Source organism: Parageobacillus toebii NBRC 107807, from assembly GCF_003688615.2.
Taxonomy (GTDB): Bacteria; Bacillota; Bacilli; order Bacillales; family Anoxybacillaceae; genus Parageobacillus_B; species Parageobacillus_B toebii.
This window is the reverse complement of record NZ_CP049703.1, coordinates 1,114,340-1,131,573: the sequence shown is the minus strand read 5'-3', so window position 1 is coordinate 1,131,573 and position 17,234 is coordinate 1,114,340. Positions and strand designations below refer to the sequence as shown.

Here is a 17,234-nt window from a genome sequence, read left to right as displayed (position 1 = left end):
GCTCGTCGCTGAGCTATTGCGGAATAAACAAAATCATGCTTTCTTACTACAGAAACATATCGAGCCATATCTATTACAATTTTTCATTCTTAAAGGCTCGTTCAATCGACATTCTTTATTATATTGAGCTGAGTGATGGTTGTCAATAGCTTTTGTATTCATTTATCATCCATCGCCTTTTGGCGACGGCTTTTATAATTTAGCATATACAAACAATAGCTGTCAACACTTTTTTAACAAAAAATATTGTTTGTTTTTTTAGGCTTGCCTATAAATGCACAAAAATGAAACTACGGCAAACGTGCTTTCATATTTCTCCGCCGTTATCCAACATTAGTTTTCCGCCACATTGTCCACAAACATACTTGTCTGTATTGACCCGCTTTTTCCGTCTATATTTTAAACTGCACTTAGAACAAACATACACGTAAACTTTTTTTGTTCTTTGTTGTGCTTGCTGGGGGAGTGGCCGACAATAGCGGGGAGCCTGAACTTGTCGTAATAAATCACGAAAGTCTTGGTCACGATGGCGATATCCTTTTCCTTCTAAATGAAGATGATAATGGCATAATTCATGCTTAATAATGGCAATAAGCTCTTCTTCTCCGAACACTTCGTAATATTTTTTATTTAGTTCAATGTTATGAGTTTGTAATATGTAACGTCCTCCCGTTGTTCGAAGCCTTGGATTGAATGTCGCTGTATGTTTGAACGGTTTTTTGAAAAATTGTAAAGACACTCTTTCGACAAGCCGTTGCAAATCACTTTGTTTCATTTTCGTTACTCCTTACTTTTTTGACACAGGACAGACCAACCATACATACATTATATACTAACCTTTCTGTTACAGGAGGTCGACTGTTATGCCAACATGGTTAAAAAATCAAATGAGACGAGCCTATTATGAAAAAAATCGTTACCAAATCAAATTGCTAAATCAATGCTGGTTTTTTTATCAGAAAAAACACTGCTCATGAAAGCAGTGTTTTTTCTGATTCTTCCGGTGGAATCATAGATAAAGAAATTCTTCCTTTATCGAGATCTACATTGTCAACCCAAACTTTTACCACATCGCCTACTGATACAACGTCAAGCGGATGACGTACATATTGCTTGCTTAATTTTGAAATGTGAACAAGCCCATCCTGCTTAACCCCAATATCCACAAACGCTCCGAAATCGACGACGTTCCGCACCGTCCCTTCTAACTCCATTCCCCTTTTTAAATCTTCCATTTTTAAAATGTCTTTTCGTAATAACGGCTTTGGCAGCTCATCGCGAGGATCACGTTCTGGACGAATTAAAGCGTCGATAATGTCTTGTAATGTCAATTCTCCGATGCCAAGTTCAGCAGCCGTGTCAGGAATGGAAAGAGATTGCAATGCCTGACGAAGCTCTTCACTTCCGATATGTTCAGTTGTAAAACCAATTTGGTGCAACAGCCTTTTCACTTCTTCATACCGCTCAGGATGAATCGGCGTACGGTCGAGCGGTTCGTCTCCATCAATAATGCGTAAAAATCCGATACACTGTTCATATGTTTTAGCACCAAGCCGCGGTATCGATTTTAATTCCTCGCGGTTTTTAAATTTTCCTTGTTCCTCACGGCGTTTTACGATATTTTCCGATACTGTTTTCGTAAGCCCTGATACGTATTGCAATAAAGAGACGGAGGCAGTGTTGACGTTGACGCCAACTTGGTTAACAACGGTTTCCACGACAAACTGCAATGATTGCGCTAATTTTTTTTGTGAAACGTCATGCTGATATTGGCCAACTCCTACTGATTTTGGATCAATTTTCACCAGTTCGGCAAGCGGATCTTGTACACGCCTTGCGATCGAAACTGCGCTCCGTTCTTCTACCTGTAAATCTGGAAACTCTTGACGGGCAAGGTCAGAGGCGGAATAGACGCTCGCTCCCGCTTCATTGACAATAAGGTAAAAAATTTCTTTATCTACTTGTTTTAAGGTGTCCGCCACAAATTGCTCCGTTTCCCTTGATGCAGTTCCGTTCCCAATGGCAATCATTTCGACATGATATTCTTCGATAATGCGGATTAACTTTTCTCTCGCTTCTTCTATCTGTTGCTGCGGGGGATGAGGGTAAATGACATCGATTTTCAGCAATTTGCCTGTTTCGTCGACCACCGCCAGCTTGCATCCCGTTCGATAGGCAGGGTCTATACCAAGAACAATCTTCCCTTTTAACGGCGGCTGAAGCAATAGCTTGCGTAAGTTCTCCGCAAAAATATGAATCGCCCGCTCTTCCGCTTTTTCGGTTAATTCATTGCGAATATCCCGCTCGATTGACGGTTCAATAAGCCTTTTGTAGCCGTCCTCAATCGCTTCAGAAAGGAGGGAAGCGGCGGGAGATTGCGGATTTGTAATAATGTGCTTTTGTAAGTATGTCATAATATCTTCTACCGGCGCCTGAATGGAAACACGCAACACTCCTTCTTTTTCGCCGCGATTGAGCGCTAATACACGATGCGGAACAATCCTATGTACTGGCTCTTCATATTCGTAATACATTTCATATACTTTTTTCTCATCATTTTCCGACTCTTTGACAGTCGATATGATCACGCCTTTTTTCCATGTGTGCTGGCGAATCCATTGGCGAAATTGTGCATCATCCGATGCCTTTTCAGCGATGATGTCTTTCGCACCTTGAAGCGCCTCTTCGACGGTACGTACTTCTTTTTCTGGTTGAATAAACTCTTGCGCTTTTTCTTCCGGCCGCGGCCTCATTGGACACGTCCATAACCATTCCGCAAGAGGCTCTAACCCTTTTTCCTTGGCAATGGTGGCTTTTGTACGTCGTTTTTGTCTATAAGGACGATACAAATCTTCCACTTGCTGCAGTTTCGTAGCATTGATGATCGCGTTTTTTAGATCATCCGTTAGTTTTCCTTGTTCATCAATAAGGCGAAGGACTTCTTCTTTCCGCTGTTCTAAGTTTTGTAGGTAATTCCATTTCTCCAAAATATCACGAATTTGCACTTCATCTAAGGCGCCTGTCATCTCTTTCCGATAGCGGGCAATAAACGGCACCGTATTTCCTTCCTCAGAAAGAGAAATCACATTGCTAACTTGCTTTGTGGACAAATGTAATTCATTCGCTATCAGGTCCATCAACGCTTCTCTATTTAACAAATCCTTACCCCTCCATGACTAAAAATAAAAATAGCTACAATGATGCAGCTATTCCTAACGAGTCGTATATGAATAAAATAGTTGGACAGATCGATTGTTTGCGACCTGCCCTTTTTTGCGCATAGCAAACTACTCACCACTTTTTATGAAACGGAGGCGATAGGTGGCTCAGTGCATTCTCTCATGGTGAATGAGACTTATATATCCTGAAGGCCGTTTCCGTCTATACTCTTGCTGCAAAAACGGAGCGGGGGTTTCACGAAACAAGTTTTGTTTCGGAGAAGAGAAATTTAAATTTCGAGCGCTACTGTTTAAAAATCTATAAGTCCTAAACTAATTTGCAGCGCTTCGTCCACCTTATCCATCATTTCATCGTCCAAGTGAGTAATTTTGTCTGTTAGCCGCTGTTTATCAATTGTCCGAATTTGCTCTAGCAGAATGACAGAATCCCGCTCAAACCCGTAACGTTTTGCATCAATTTCGACATGCGTTGGCAGCTTCGCTTTTTGAATTTGTGCTGTAATTGCCGCCACAATCACCGTCGGACTAAATCGATTTCCAATGTCATTTTGAATGACCAATACCGGACGAACGCCTCCTTGCTCTGAGCCCACTACCGGGGAAAGGTCCGCAAAATAAACGTCGCCACGCTTAACAATCAAAGCATTACCCCCCGCTAACTAAACGTTCAACGGTGTGGTCGGCCTCGTATTCTGCAAGAAACGCTTCTGAAGCAATGGATAAATTGATTTTGGCCATTTCCATATAACCGCGTCTCATTGCTTCACGGATTTGACGTTTTTTTTCGCTCGCGAATATACATTTTAGTCGCTTGATAAATAAGGTCATTGCGGTTGCCGTTTTCCTGTTTTACAAGCACATCTAATTCGGTTACCAATGCTTGAGGCAAACGAACGACGATTTCTGTTGTTGCGCTAGATTCCGACACGAACATACACCTCCACGAACTGCAGCCGATTCATTACTTCCATTTCATAATACCACTAAATAAAAACGCTGCAAAGTCATTTCTGCTTTTTCTACCTATTATCTTCTGAAAAGTCTTTCAGTTTATACTTAATCATTGCCATCCAAAACAAAATTTCTCACTTCCATTATACTCTTATTTCTGAAAAAAATACGGGGAACGCGATAACTTATTGTACAAGGAACCTCATAGTTAATCGTTCCAAGATATTGAGCCACGTCATCAACAGAAATATATTCGTCGCCTTGCCGCCCAATCAGCGTCACTTTCGTTCCAACAGGCATTTGCTTCGGCAGACGGACCATTAATTGATCCATGCAAATTCTTCCGATAATCGGCGCTTTTTCTCCGTTCACAAGTACATGGAAATTTTGCAGTTTACGCAACCAACCATCTGCATATCCAATCGGGACCGTTCCAACCCACTGCTCCGTTTCCGCCGTATATGTCGCTCCATAACTCACCTTTTCTCCAGGCTTTAACTTTTTCACATGAACGAGACGGCTATGCAATGAAAAAGCTTCTTTTAGCTCATACGGCAAATATTGTTTGATTTCCGGTGAAGGAGATAGACCATACATTGAAATGCCAAAGCGCACCATATTAAAGGCTTTATCCGGAAACCGTAAAGCTGTCGCACTGTTTCCGCAGTGGATAATCGGTGGTTTATATGGAAGCCATTCAAGCATTCGCAAAAAATTATCGTATTGGAAAGAAAAATAGTCCGTGTTTATTTCATCAGCTGTAGCAAAATGAGTATATGCTCCTTCCAATGAAAAATACGGATGTCGGTCAATTTGTTCAATGACGCGCTTTGTTTCCGTTTCCTCCCTGACACCTAACCGTCCCATTCCTGTATCCATTTTTAAATGAAATAAAACGGGACTCGTTTCGCTGTATACGTTTGCCGCTTGTTCTATCCATTCCGGCTGAAACACAGTGAGCGTAATCCGATGCTTTGCGGCAATATTAATATCGCTAGGCCGGCAAGCCCCTAGCACAAGAATAGGTGCAGTAACTCCTTTTTTCCTTAGCGCAATCGCTTCGTCTAAAAACGCCACTGCTAAATAAGAAGCACCTGCTTCAAGCGCTGTTTTTGCCACTTGTACATCACCGTGGCCGTATGCGTTTGCCTTCACTACCGCCATAATGCGGATGTCGTTTTGCAAAAAGTTTTTTAATTGTGAAACGTTGTAGTAAATGGCATCTAAATCAATTTCTGCCCAAGTATCGCGGTAAAACAAATTGCTCATATCTCGCTGCACTTCCTTGTCTATCAAAATGAATGCAAATACATTGAAAGATATTTACTCCAACTTTATCTTCCTATCTCGATAAAATAAAGCATTCCATCTTTTTTTAGTTTACCACTTGCAAAGCAATGAAGGAATATGTACTTATCGTCAATATTTAAGTTCCCCAGATTTTTTAGCAAACAAAAAAAGGCACAGCAACTGCTGGCCCGTGTCAATAACGGTTATTTCATTGCTTTTCCTTGTACAGAACGAGCAACCATTACCATTTCTTCTGGCGTTAAGTCCTTCGAAGCGAGCGTAAATTCGACTCCTTTATACGACCATGTAAGAGTCTGATCTGTCAACGCGCCGATCGCAAAGCCTAAATCAATCGGTTCGCCATTGACAAGTGTCGGAGTGCTTGTTGCCGGCAATACTCTCGCTTTCTCTTGGACTAACGTGAATGATTTTTCGCCTCCAAATGTCATAATAATCCGTTTCCCATCTTCGGCAGCAACTTCTTTTTCATCTATTTGTTTTACCCCTTCCGGTAAATTGACCGGATACATTACTTCAATCGCTTTGTCTTCCGCTTTTGCCATCGTTGGTACTTCTAAGCGTGCTCCTGTCATGTTTTTAGAGGTATCAAACGCATCATCATCAAATTTTTTATTAAACTCCACTTTTGAAAATTGTACGGTTAACAAAGCGTTCCGGTCTGTATCCATCACTTTGACGGATACCGGCGATAAATCTTTTTTGTTTAACGTAATTTCTTGCTTTGGAATCATGTTGCTGTTCGGATAGTTTGTTTTCGTTTCAAATACGTAATGATTTTTCGTCGCTTTAAAACCCGCTTTCGAATCGCTTAAAATGTCTTTGACCAGTGACTCATACAAATACGCTTGACTGCTGTTTTTCGGCCAATCACTTTGGAAACGAAAGCTTTTGTTTAGCGCCGGAGTAAAAACAAAAACCCCTTCATCGTTGCGTAAAATCATCTGGCTTTGACCTTTGTCGGCATTTTTTAAGCTGACACGGTAGTACGAAGGCTGCTTATACCAAATTTCAACATGGTATACTTGCGGCTTAGATCCTGTTTGAAAGGTCATTTTTGCCTCTGCTTGGTAACTTGTCATCTCATCCATCTTTTCATCCAGCGCTTTCATCACGTCTTCTTGTGATTTTGCCCAGCAGCCAGTTAAAGCGACAAGCAGTATGATGCCCATAAATACACTAAATACTTTTCTCCTCATCGTTTCAACCCCTTTGTCTCATATCGATTTCCATCTGTGCATTACAATATATGAGACAACTTAGGGGAATATGCAGACTAGCTATGACAAGCGCTCAATAATGACTTGAGCAATCGCATAATCGCGGCTATGAGAGATCGAAACGTGAATGCGGCAATCCTTCCCATTTGAAACAACGATCGGTTTTCCGTTATCGTCATTCATAATTTGGATATCATGAAATGATACATTCTTTCCGATTCCTGTTCCAATCGCTTTTGCATATGCCTCTTTTGCCGCAAACCGCCCTGCCAAAAATTCTACTTTTCGTTTCGGTGATAATTGAAAAAAAATCCCTTTTTCTTCCTCCGTTAAAATTCGATCAATAAATTTTTCATTTTTCATCATTAGTTGTTCAATCCGTTTTAATTCTACAATATCGATGCCAATCCCGATAATCATCGTTCTTCTACCCTCTCTATGTACATACATTTTAATAAACGAATAAAGGAGCGAAGTTTATGTTTGCGCGCATGGAAAATGCCCATACATTTTTTCGGTTTTACCCTGCCGTTTCCATCCTTGTCGCCCTTCACGTAGTGATTTGGTTCACGTTTTTTTTACGCATTCCTATAGCCGAGCCATTATGGGAAAAAATGATTGGTTTTAATGCCGCTGTACAGAACGGGGAGTATTGGCGGTTAGTAAGCCCGCTTGTTTTACATGTACGGTTTGAACATATGATAATTAACTCCATTTCTCTTATTTTATTCGGACCTGCTTTAGAAAAAATGTTAGGGAAAAGCAAGTTTCTGCTTCTTTATATTGGCAGTGGAATATGCGCCAACATTGCAACATTTTTTGTTCTGCCAGCGATGTATAGTCACGCTGGAGCTTCTGGAGCCATTTTCGGTCTGTTCGGCATGTATGGATACTTGATCGTATTTCGCCGTGATATAATCGAAACACAACACGCGCGACTTCTTTTTGCCGTCATATGTATTAGCCTATTTATCTCATTTACTGCCCCTAATGTAAATATGGTCGCTCACCTGTTTGGTTTTTTAGGCGGTGGGATCATTGCTCCTTTCATTTCTTCCCATCTGCATCCACATCAGCCTTTTCTTCTTCATCGCTAAGATTCCGCTTTCTTCATTCATGAAAGCGGAATCTTAATTACCGAATGAGAAATATTGGATCGCTCAAATAAAAAACGGCGCTTATGCGCCGTTTTTAACGGGCAACGCGCCGTTTTTTTGTACGCTCCCTTGGTTGACTGCCTGGACGGTTCCCGCGCTTTTTCTCCCGTTTTACCGGAAGCGGCGGCTCTTCCGTTAATTGCACTGGCGTTGTATCAGGCTCTTTTGTCAACATTTTAATGCACGCGGCGACAAGCGACACGGAATCATGTTCTTCCAATAACTCTTCGGCAGCTCGTTTATAAAAAGAAAGATTTTCCGATTCGACAGTCGCAACCAGCTTTTCCACAGCGATACGCTGTTGGCCTTCTAGCGCCTCATCAAGCGTCGGCGGCTTCATCCGTTCCATCTTCCGTTTTGTCGTGCGCTCAATATTATGAAGCTGTCCAATTTCCCGCGGCGTAACAAACGTCATCGCTACACCTGTTTTTCCAGCGCGCCCGGTGCGGCCGATACGGTGAACGTAGCTTTCCGGATCTTGCGGGATATCAAAATTGTAAACGTGCGTCACGCCGGAAATATCCAGTCCACGTGCCGCTACATCCGTAGCGACTAAAATTTCAATCGAACCTTCTTTAAATTTACGAAGAACGGATAACCGTTTCGCTTGGCTCAAATCGCCATGAATTCCTTCGGCAGCGTACCCACGCAAGTTGAGCGCTTCTGCTAATTCATCCACGCGCCGTTTTGTACGTCCGAAAACAATGGCTAACTCCGGCGCTTGAATATCCAATAAACGCGTTAAAATATCGAATTTCTTCTTTTCTTGCACTTCTAAATAATATTGTTGAATATTTGGAACCGTCATTTCCCTCGCTTTTACTTTCACAATGTGCGGCTCATTCATAAACCGTTCGGCGATGCGTCGGATTGGCTCCGGCATCGTTGCGGAAAATAATAATGTCTGCCGTTTTTCAGGAACATTGCTTAAAATCGCTTCGATATCGTCGATAAACCCCATATTAAGCATCTCATCCGCTTCATCAAGCACAACGGTGTGCACGTTGTCTAACCGAAGCGTCTTACGGTTGATATGATCAATAATTCGGCCAGGCGTTCCTACAATGATGTGCGGGCGTTTTTTTAATGCGCGAATTTGCCGCTCAATATCTTGCCCTCCGTAAATCGGCAATACTCGAACGCGCTTGACTGCTCCAATTTTATAAAGTTCTTCCGATACTTGAATCGCCAGCTCCCGCGTCGGTGCCACAACAAGACCTTGAATGGCTTCATTTTTTACATCTACTTTTTCAATGAGCGGAATACCAAAAGCAGCCGTTTTACCGGTGCCAGTTTGCGCCTGCCCAATGACGTCTTTATTTTGTAGACTTAACGGAATCGTTTCCGCTTGAATCGGGGTCGTTTCCTCAAATCCCATCCGGCGAATCGCCTTCATTAATTCGTTGCTTAATCCTAATTCATGAAACGTTGTCAATGTTATTCAAACTCCTTTAAATTTCCTTACTATCCGAAATGAATCGAATAAAAATATTTAAGAGTTATCATACCATTTTCACGTTCTGTTTTCAATAAATACCATTTTCTAACTTATTTTCCCGTAAAAATTTTTCTACTTCGCAAAACAATAGATATCGGTCAGGGCCGTGGCAGACGTGATGGTATGATTCTCGTAACAATAACAGCTTTTTTTGCGATGAACCGATCTTATTATATAAATAATGGGCGCTTTTCATTGGAACGATAGCGTCTTTTTCACCTTGAACAATCAGCGCCGGAATATGTACATTAGGCAAACGCGGCCGGACTTCATTGACTAATTTTCGGAACTCTAATATGGCTGTAAGCGGCGTTGCTAAAATTTTATTTTTGTAACGGATAAAAAGCGGATTTTCGCGAAAACGCCTCCTCCATCCATCACGAACGATTTCATGGATATCTTTTATTAATTGACGCGGATTGACATAATAAAAAGCGGCGCTTAATAGCACAAGCTTGTCAATCTTATATTTTTCCGCCAAATATACCGCGATTACTCCACCCATCGAAAAGCCGATGACATAAACCGTTTCGCATATTTCCATTAATGCTTGCAATTCCCTTTCTGCCGCTTGAAACCATTGATCATAAGTAATTCCTTTTAGTTGCAGCCGCTTTCCATGTCCGGGAAGTGTCGGCGTTTTGATCACCCAGTCCGTTCGTTTTTGTAAATATTCCGCCAGCGGAGCTACTTCATCAGGGCTTCCCGTAAATCCGTGTATACATAGACACCCAATCATCATCATCACCATTTTCCAAAAAATCAAAAGCGGCAGTTAGAAACGCCGCTTTTATTTTTTCACGGTTGTTTTCATTTTACACAATGATGTGGTTATTGCAAATCAGGAAGCAACTCTTCTAGCTTCATTCCACGTGAAGCCTTCAGCAAAATCACATCGCCAGAGGAAACAACCGCAAGCAAGTCTTTTGCCAAAGACTGCTTATCTTCATATGCTTTCACGCGTCCATCTGGAAAAAACGGCTGTGCCGCGAGCGCAATATGGCGTGCTAACGCTCCATACGTAAATACATAATCGACCATTTCCGGCCGCAGCATCGCGCCGATTTCCCGATGAAACTCCGCTTCTTGATCGCCAAGCTCCAGCATGTCTCCTAATACAGCAATCTTTTTCTCATATCCCGTCAATTCGTGAAGTAACTGCAACGCCGCTTTCATCGATGTTGGGTTAGCGTTATACGCGTCATTAATAATCGTCCAGCCTTTCTTTGTTTCGATTAATTCCATGCGCATACGCGTCACTTGCAATTGTGAAAATGCTTCTTGAATCTTCTCCCAGCTTACGTGAAAAAAGCGAGCTACAGCGATAGCAGCCAACGCGTTATATACATGATGCTTCCCTAAAATCGGAAGGAAAAAGGAGCGATTTGGCGCCTGATGAATGGTAAACGTAGTGCCATTGGCCTGTACATGGACCGCTTTCGGATAATAATCGTTTTCGCTTCCTTGCCCAAATCTCAAGACGTGCTCAGGCAGCGGCAAGTCTGGAACCCGGTTCACCAGCAACGGCTCATCTCCATGATAAACAAAAAGGCCGTTCTTTTTTAAACCCGATAAAATTTCTAATTTTGCTTGAGCAATCCCTTCGCGTGAACCTAGTTCTTGCAAATGCGATTCGCCAATATTTGTAATAACTGCCGCATCCGGCTCGGCGATGTTAGATAATAATTCGATTTCGCCAAAATTGCTCATTCCCATTTCGACGACAGCCATCTCTGTGTCTTCTTCCAAGCGGAGCAATGTCAATGGTACGCCAATATGATTGTTCAAATTTCCTTCCGTCTTTTGTACTTTATAGGTGGTTGCTAATAATGATGCCACCATATCCTTTGTCGTCGTTTTGCCATTGCTTCCCGTAATGCCGATGACTTTTACCGAAAGCTGCTTGCGATACCGATGCGCGAGGCGCTGGAGCGCGCGCAACGTGTCGTCCACGATAATCACCGGTACGTCTCTCGGCGGGGTTCCTTCCGTTTCCGCCCAAAGCACAGCGCTCGCGCCCTTATCGAGCGCATCTTGGACAAACGCATGGCCGTTAAACTTAGCTCCTTTTAATGGAACGTACAAATTGCCTTGTTGAATCGTTCGCGTATCTGTTGAAACCCCATGAACCATTATGTCGAAAAAGCCGGCCGCTAAACCGCGTCCGTCCACCATCGACTGTATATCGCGCAATGTACGAGTGATCATCTTTTTTCACCTTCATTTTTATTTCTCAAACGTATACGTGATTGTTTGCTTTTCTTCATGACGTTCGATCGCTAATTGTACAAGACGTTCAATCAGTTCTGAATAGGAAATGCCGCTATGTTTCCATAACAAAGGAAACATACTATACGGTGTAAACCCAGGCATTGTATTAATTTCATTAATATACGCTTCGCCATCTTCCGTTAAGAAAAAGTCGGCTCGTACGAGTCCAGAAAGGTCAAGCGCCTTAAACGCGGTAATCGCCATTTGTTTAATCGTTTCATACTGTTCTTTTGTAACGTCTGCCGGAATAATTAATTCCGTATTACCGTCTTCATATTTCGCTTGATAATCGTAAAATTCTTTTTTCGGGACAATTTCTCCAACAACCGAACAAATTGGATCATCGTTGCCGATGACGCCGATTTCGATTTCACGCCCAACAATCGCTTCCTCAACAATAATTTTTCGATCATACTTAAACGCCTCAGCAAAAGCCGCTTTTAAATCATCGCGCTGCTTGCATTTCGTAATCCCGACGCTTGATCCCGCATTCGCCGGCTTGACGAAACAAGGGTATCCAAGCTCTTGTTCCACCTTGTCATAAGCCGCTTCTTCGTTTCTACTCCATTCCCGCTTCGTAAACGATACGTATTTTGCCTGACGTAATCCTGCTTGCGCAAATAAGTTTTTCATCACCACTTTATCCATCCCGACTGCGGAGGCAAGCACACCGTTTCCAACGTATGGAATATTAAGGAGCTCAAGCAACCCTTGCACCGTGCCATCTTCTCCGTTCGGTCCATGCAATAATGGAAAAATGACATCCACTACCGCTTCCTCTTGCTTTTTCCCGTCCGCAACCGCCGGTGTTTGATTTAACGCTACCGGTATAATGGCTTTTGCGTCAGATTGAAACTGCAATTGCTTTATATCATTTACTTTTCCAGTCAACCGTTCTCCCTTGATCCACTGTCCTTCAGTTGTAATATAAATCGGGATGACGTCAAATTTATTTTTATCAATGGCATTCATCACCGCCATCGCCGTTGATAAAGATACGTTATGCTCAGGCGATTTGCCTCCGTATAAAATTCCAACTCTCGTTTTCATTTAGGCTCCTCCTCTTTGTTTACCATAGTTTCTATTTTAACACGTTTCCAGCACAATCGTATGGTATTTTATATGAGTAATATAGGTTGTTTCGTCACTTTGAAAACAGTAAAAACACCATCTAACCCATTCGTTAGATGGTGAAATCGCTATTTCCAGAGAGCGCGGTATTGTCCTTGATACATTGCCACAATCTCTTTTAATGCGTCTTGCGCCGTTTTTTCAATCTGTGAAAAATATTCATGCACCCGTCGATAAAAATGATTTTTTTCTATTTCATCTGTGAGTACATGAATGATTTTTCGTTCGTAATAACGAAACCCTGTCAAATTATAAATCAATCCATGTTTTTCAAGATATTGCAAATTAATTTGTTCTTGACCAGGCAAGTAACCAACCGTAAAAACAGGCAATTGTTTATGCAGCACTTCACTTACCGTAACGCCGCCTGGTTTTGTAATTACCGCATCTACTTCGTTATACAAACGATTCATCTCTTGTGGGCTAGATATGTATGAGAAAGGGCGAATATGTGGATGCTTCCAGCTTGCGATTTCATCATATAACTTTTTGTTCGTTCCACATAGTACCGAATAGCGAAATAAACGGGAATCTTCTACTTTCTTAAAAAAATCGACAATATTGCCTAGTCCTTGGTTTCCTCCCGCCAACAGCAAATGAAACGGGCGTCTTTTCCCCCTCAGCTCGGAATGTTTCGTCATAAACACTTCATGGACGGGAATACCTGTCACAATAATTCGTTTTTCATCAATATGATATTTCGTCATTAACTCCTTTTTTGCGTCCGCATGTGGAACAAAATGATAGTCGATGTCCCGTTTCCCCCATACGCTATTGATAAAAAAATCGGTATATACGTTGATTACTGGTATTTGAATCAGCTTCTTCCGCTTTAGCCGTTGCAAAATGCGCGATGGGAACGAATGAGTGCAAATAATGAGTGTCGGTTTCTCCTTCTCCAACATTTTTTTCATTTTATTTTCAAAATAAGGCAGCCATGGCTCAAAAGAAACGAATTCTAACCGATGAACATCATAGTACATAAACGCCTTATAAACACGATGATAGGAAGCTGGATGAGAGCGAATCCATCGTAAATACATTTCAGAAACCATTTTTTCCATCAGTTCATTACAATAGCTTAAAAAGTCGATTTTTTTACAGTATATATCTTGAAATTGCCTTTGCAGAAAATCAATCAACGTATCGGCTACTTTATGATGGCCTGTGCTCATTTGGAACAATGGTAATACAAGAATTTTCATCATCGTTAGCTCCCTTTAATTTTCAAAAGATTTTTTGCGAAATTGCTGTCCAACCCACACTCCAAGCAGAAACAACAAAAATAAAACAATCCCGATCATCGGAAAATAAATCAGTGGAATTTGCACATGTTGACCAAGCAGCATTCCAACAACGATGATGGGAATCACCCATATCGCTGCGCCAACGGATGCAAGCAATAAAAACAAACGGAAAGGAAAGCGGATCACACCAGCCATATATGGCGAAATTTGCCGAACGCCGGGGACGTAATAGCCAAACAAAATGACCCATTTTCCATATCGATGAAACAACTTTCGTGTTCGCTCCCATTTTTCCTCTTTTATTCCTACATACTTTCCGTACCTTTTAATAAATGGCGCTCCTAAAAAACGGCCGATGCCGTAGGCGACGATCATTCCTATAACAACACCGCCCCAGCTTACGATAAAACAATATTCCCATAACAGCTGCTTCCTGGCAATAACAATCCCTAGAAAAAACAGCAAACTCTCTTCCGGAGCGGGAATGCCGACAATGCCAAAAAACAGAAACAGAAAAATAATCACATATCCATATGATTGCACGTACGAAAAAAGAATGCTCGTATCCATAGATCCCCCAATTATATCGATGAAATTTGTTTATTAGTTTGCTCGTTCAGCAAATCTGTAATCGTCACCCAGCGCATATTTTTCGCTTCTTCTTCCTTCAATAACAATTCCAACGCCGAAAGCATTTGTTCTGGAGCCAATTCATCAGCGCCAAACGTTTTCCCGCTGTCATGAAGAACAATCACCGCTCCATCTTTCATGCTATTTTTCAGCCGATTAAACAATTCCATTGTACCAATTTTGGCATTCCAATCGCCAAGAATGTCCGTCCACATCACCGTCGAATATTTTTTCTGCAAAAACGGGGTGAACAAATTAAAATGCCCCCACGGCGGACGATAATACATCGGCCGCGTTCCAACAATTTGTTCAATAATATCCGCGGATTTTTGCAATCCTTTTTCTAAAAAAGGAGGGAAAATAAACCAATTGCTTATATGTCGATAGTTATGCATCCCAATTTCATGGCCTTCATCATGCATTCGTTTCACAATATAAGGGTATTGCTTCGCCTTTTTCCCAACAACGAAAAAGGTTGCCTTCACTTGATGTTTTTTCAACAAATCTAACAGTCTCGGTGTATAATATGGGTCGGGACCGTCATCGAACGTTAACGCGATCATTCCTGGTTGTGTCCCTTTGCGGTAAATGCGAAAATTTGTTTTTCGAATAAGAACTGTTGGAACGATGCCGTATAATATCATTACTCCAGCGAACAAAACGATCCATAGCATCGTTTTCACCTCTTTATTTGTACTTTACCAGTACTCTTTTTCTTTGAAAATAGAAAATTATAATCCTATTTATCTTTATTAATCATTTTCACGTAACCATTTCCAATTTTACATTTTTTATTAAATGAATAAAATCAGTCATATGTTATATACCGCAAGCACTTTCATAAAAATAAAAAAGAAAAAGATACAAACATTGCCTTGATTCTTCTCCATCTAACGAAATTTTCATGTTTTCGCACCTCAAGCGTCAATTTGCTATAATACAATACGATATTAAAGATAGTAATAATCGTTTTTAAAAGGAATGTAAAATTTCAATATGCTCAAAAAGATAGGTGATTACATTGAATAAAAAAATTATTCTTACCGGCGGCGGAACAGCCGGGCACGTGATGGTCAATTTAGCGCTCATTCCCAAGCTAAAAGAACAAGGCTGGGATATCGCATATATCGGTTCCCACCAAGGTATTGAGCGCGAACTAATTTCGAAGGTGGAAGGCGTGCCTTATTTTCCGATTTCGACAGGAAAACTACGCCGCTATTTCGACTGGAACAACTTTAAAGATCCATTTAAAGTCCTCAAAGGTACATTTCAAGCGTACCGCATCATTAAAAAAGAAAAGCCGAGCATCGTATTTTCCAAAGGTGGATTCGTTTCCGTCCCCGTCATTATCGGCGCATGGTTAAATGGCGTCCCATCCATCATCCACGAGTCCGATATTACCCCGGGACTTGCCAATAAAATTGCGATGCCGTTTGCGACCAAAATTTGCGTCACGTTTCCAGAAACACTCCGCCATGTCAAAGAAGAAAAAGGGATTTACATTGGCGCGGTGGTGCGTGAAGAATTAAAACGAGGAAACGCCGACAAAGGGCGGGAGTACTGCCAATTTGAAAAAGGGAAACCCGTTCTTCTCGTCATGGGCGGAAGTTTAGGCTCGAAGCGGATTAACGATGCACTGCGCGCCAATTTACAAACGCTTCTTGATGATTTTCAAATCGTCCACATTTGCGGAAAAGGAAATGTCGACCCTCAATGGACGAACAAAAAAGGCTACAAACAGTTTGAGTACGTTCATGAAGAGCTTCCTCATCTGATGGCAATGGCGGATATCGTCTTATCACGAGCTGGCGCAAACTCCATTTTCGAGTTTCTCGCCTTGCGCAAACCGATGCTGCTCATTCCTCTTTCCAAAGAAGCAAGCCGCGGCGACCAAATTTTAAACGCCCGCTCTTTTGAAAAATCCGGCTACGCGGAAGTGCTGATGGAAGAAAACTTAACGAACAAATCACTGCGCAATGCTATTTATCATCTTTACCAAAACAAAGACCGCTACCGGCAAAACATGGATCGGTCCGACGCGGGAGATGCACTGCAAAAGTTGCTGACGTTGATTGAGGAAGCAAGGAAAAGTTAAGTAAAAAAGACGAGGTTGACTCAAAAGGTTACTAAATCCACCTTTTGAAGTCAGCCTCTCTTTCCCATTTTCCCTATTTTTTATTATCTATTTATTACACTTACTAATTCCTTTAGTGTGTCATTAATTGGTATAGTTGAAAACCTACAAAAAAGACACCAATTGCTACTAGAGACAATACTTGTCTTGATTCTTCACAAATATCACCTCTTTTATATGCACTAGCCGAAAAAGTACCGTCACTTTTTACTATATTTAGAGTCTGCTTTAGCTGAATTTTTTCTTAAAAAGTTAAAGAGCGTAATCTCCTGATTAGTGTCGTAAAATGAAGGCTTATGTTTGATGTTGATCAAGTCCTAACGATTGTGTAAAATTTCGCTCTCAGTCCATTGAACCTGGATCACCGGAAAACAAAATCGTTTTTTGCCGTTTTCTTTTTATACAAATTTCAGGATTTAATCCAGTTTCCTCCTTTTATAGATACTTTCCACATGAATTTAGAATGCTTGGTAGTTTAAAGTCCTTCAAACACTTTCTCCATTTCATC

Annotated in this window: 16 protein-coding genes and 1 pseudogene; 3 read left to right on the top strand and 14 right to left on the bottom strand. The window is 41.4% G+C overall.

Going from position 1 to position 17,234, the window contains the following annotated elements:
* Window positions 1–307 precede the first annotated feature (307 nt).
* Window positions 308–775, bottom strand: a complete 468-nt coding sequence (locus DER53_RS05870) for a SprT family protein (protein WP_062678763.1) — start codon at window positions 773–775, stop codon at window positions 308–310.
* A gap of 88 nt (window positions 776–863) precedes the next feature.
* On the opposite strand from DER53_RS05870, the gene cmpA reads away from it, so the two are divergent.
* Complete coding sequence (gene cmpA / locus DER53_RS05865) at window positions 864–977, top strand: cortex morphogenetic protein CmpA (protein WP_012748966.1); 114 nt, start codon at window positions 864–866, stop codon at window positions 975–977.
* On the opposite strand, the gene DER53_RS05860 is transcribed toward cmpA, so the two are convergent.
* From DER53_RS05860 to acpS, 6 genes and pseudogenes are all read right to left on the bottom strand, one after another.
* Window positions 972–3,137 (bottom strand): Tex family protein, encoded by a 2,166-nt coding sequence (locus DER53_RS05860; RefSeq protein ID WP_176573201.1) that lies wholly within the window; start codon window positions 3,135–3,137, stop codon window positions 972–974. The two genes, cmpA and DER53_RS05860, sit on opposite strands and share 6 nt — an antisense overlap.
* A gap of 332 nt (window positions 3,138–3,469) precedes the next feature.
* Entirely contained in the window at window positions 3,470–3,820 is a 351-nt protein-coding gene (ndoA, locus tag DER53_RS05855) for a type II toxin-antitoxin system endoribonuclease NdoA (RefSeq protein WP_003253417.1), read from the bottom strand.
* A gap of 4 nt (window positions 3,821–3,824) precedes the next feature.
* Window positions 3,825–4,107 (bottom strand): annotated as a pseudogene (locus DER53_RS05850) (CopG family ribbon-helix-helix protein).
* Window positions 4,108–4,235: 128 nt separating this feature from the next.
* Window positions 4,236–5,399: an alanine racemase gene (gene alr / locus DER53_RS05845; RefSeq protein ID WP_012748964.1), complete on the bottom strand. Its 1,164-nt coding sequence runs from the start codon at window positions 5,397–5,399 to the stop codon at window positions 4,236–4,238.
* Window positions 5,400–5,623: 224 nt separating this feature from the next.
* Window positions 5,624–6,637 carry a LolA family protein gene (locus DER53_RS05840; protein WP_062756412.1) on the bottom strand — a complete coding sequence of 338 codons (1,014 nt, stop codon included), beginning with the start codon at window positions 6,635–6,637 and terminating at the stop codon, window positions 5,624–5,626.
* Window positions 6,638–6,718: 81 nt separating this feature from the next.
* Window positions 6,719–7,078 carry a holo-ACP synthase gene (acpS, locus tag DER53_RS05835; protein WP_062756414.1) on the bottom strand — a complete coding sequence of 120 codons (360 nt, stop codon included), beginning with the start codon at window positions 7,076–7,078 and terminating at the stop codon, window positions 6,719–6,721.
* Window positions 7,079–7,137: 59 nt separating this feature from the next.
* Between acpS and DER53_RS05830 the strand changes: the two genes are divergently transcribed.
* On the top strand, window positions 7,138–7,755 hold the full coding sequence (locus DER53_RS05830) for a rhomboid family intramembrane serine protease (RefSeq protein ID WP_062678766.1): 618 nt from the start codon (window positions 7,138–7,140) through the stop codon (window positions 7,753–7,755).
* Window positions 7,756–7,849: 94 nt separating this feature from the next.
* Here the strand turns inward: DER53_RS05830 and cshA are convergent, their stop codons facing one another.
* From cshA to DER53_RS05795, 7 genes are all read right to left on the bottom strand, one after another.
* Window positions 7,850–9,250, bottom strand: a complete 1,401-nt coding sequence (gene cshA, locus DER53_RS05825; protein WP_062756416.1) for a degradosome RNA helicase CshA — start codon at window positions 9,248–9,250, stop codon at window positions 7,850–7,852.
* A gap of 91 nt (window positions 9,251–9,341) precedes the next feature.
* Window positions 9,342–10,052, bottom strand: coding sequence for an alpha/beta hydrolase (locus DER53_RS05820; RefSeq protein WP_062756427.1), 711 nt, complete (start codon window positions 10,050–10,052; stop codon window positions 9,342–9,344).
* 92 nt (window positions 10,053–10,144) lie between these two features.
* On the bottom strand, window positions 10,145–11,521 hold the full coding sequence (locus DER53_RS05815) for a UDP-N-acetylmuramoyl-tripeptide--D-alanyl-D-alanine ligase (protein WP_062756418.1): 1,377 nt from the start codon (window positions 11,519–11,521) through the stop codon (window positions 10,145–10,147).
* 18 nt (window positions 11,522–11,539) lie between these two features.
* On the bottom strand, window positions 11,540–12,634 hold the full coding sequence (locus DER53_RS05810) for a D-alanine--D-alanine ligase (RefSeq protein WP_062678769.1): 1,095 nt from the start codon (window positions 12,632–12,634) through the stop codon (window positions 11,540–11,542).
* 149 nt (window positions 12,635–12,783) lie between these two features.
* Complete coding sequence (locus DER53_RS05805; RefSeq protein WP_062678770.1) at window positions 12,784–13,923, bottom strand: MGDG synthase family glycosyltransferase; 1,140 nt, start codon at window positions 13,921–13,923, stop codon at window positions 12,784–12,786.
* Window positions 13,924–13,935: 12 nt separating this feature from the next.
* On the bottom strand, window positions 13,936–14,532 hold the full coding sequence (locus tag DER53_RS05800) for a DedA family protein (RefSeq protein ID WP_062756420.1): 597 nt from the start codon (window positions 14,530–14,532) through the stop codon (window positions 13,936–13,938).
* Between the two features lie 11 nt (window positions 14,533–14,543).
* Entirely contained in the window at window positions 14,544–15,266 is a 723-nt protein-coding gene (locus DER53_RS05795; RefSeq protein ID WP_012748954.1) for a polysaccharide deacetylase family protein, read from the bottom strand.
* 347 nt (window positions 15,267–15,613) lie between these two features.
* On the opposite strand from DER53_RS05795, the gene DER53_RS05790 reads away from it, so the two are divergent.
* Window positions 15,614–16,687 carry an undecaprenyldiphospho-muramoylpentapeptide beta-N-acetylglucosaminyltransferase gene (locus DER53_RS05790; protein ID WP_062756422.1) on the top strand — a complete coding sequence of 358 codons (1,074 nt, stop codon included), beginning with the start codon at window positions 15,614–15,616 and terminating at the stop codon, window positions 16,685–16,687.
* The last annotated feature ends 547 nt before the right edge of the window (window positions 16,688–17,234 follow it).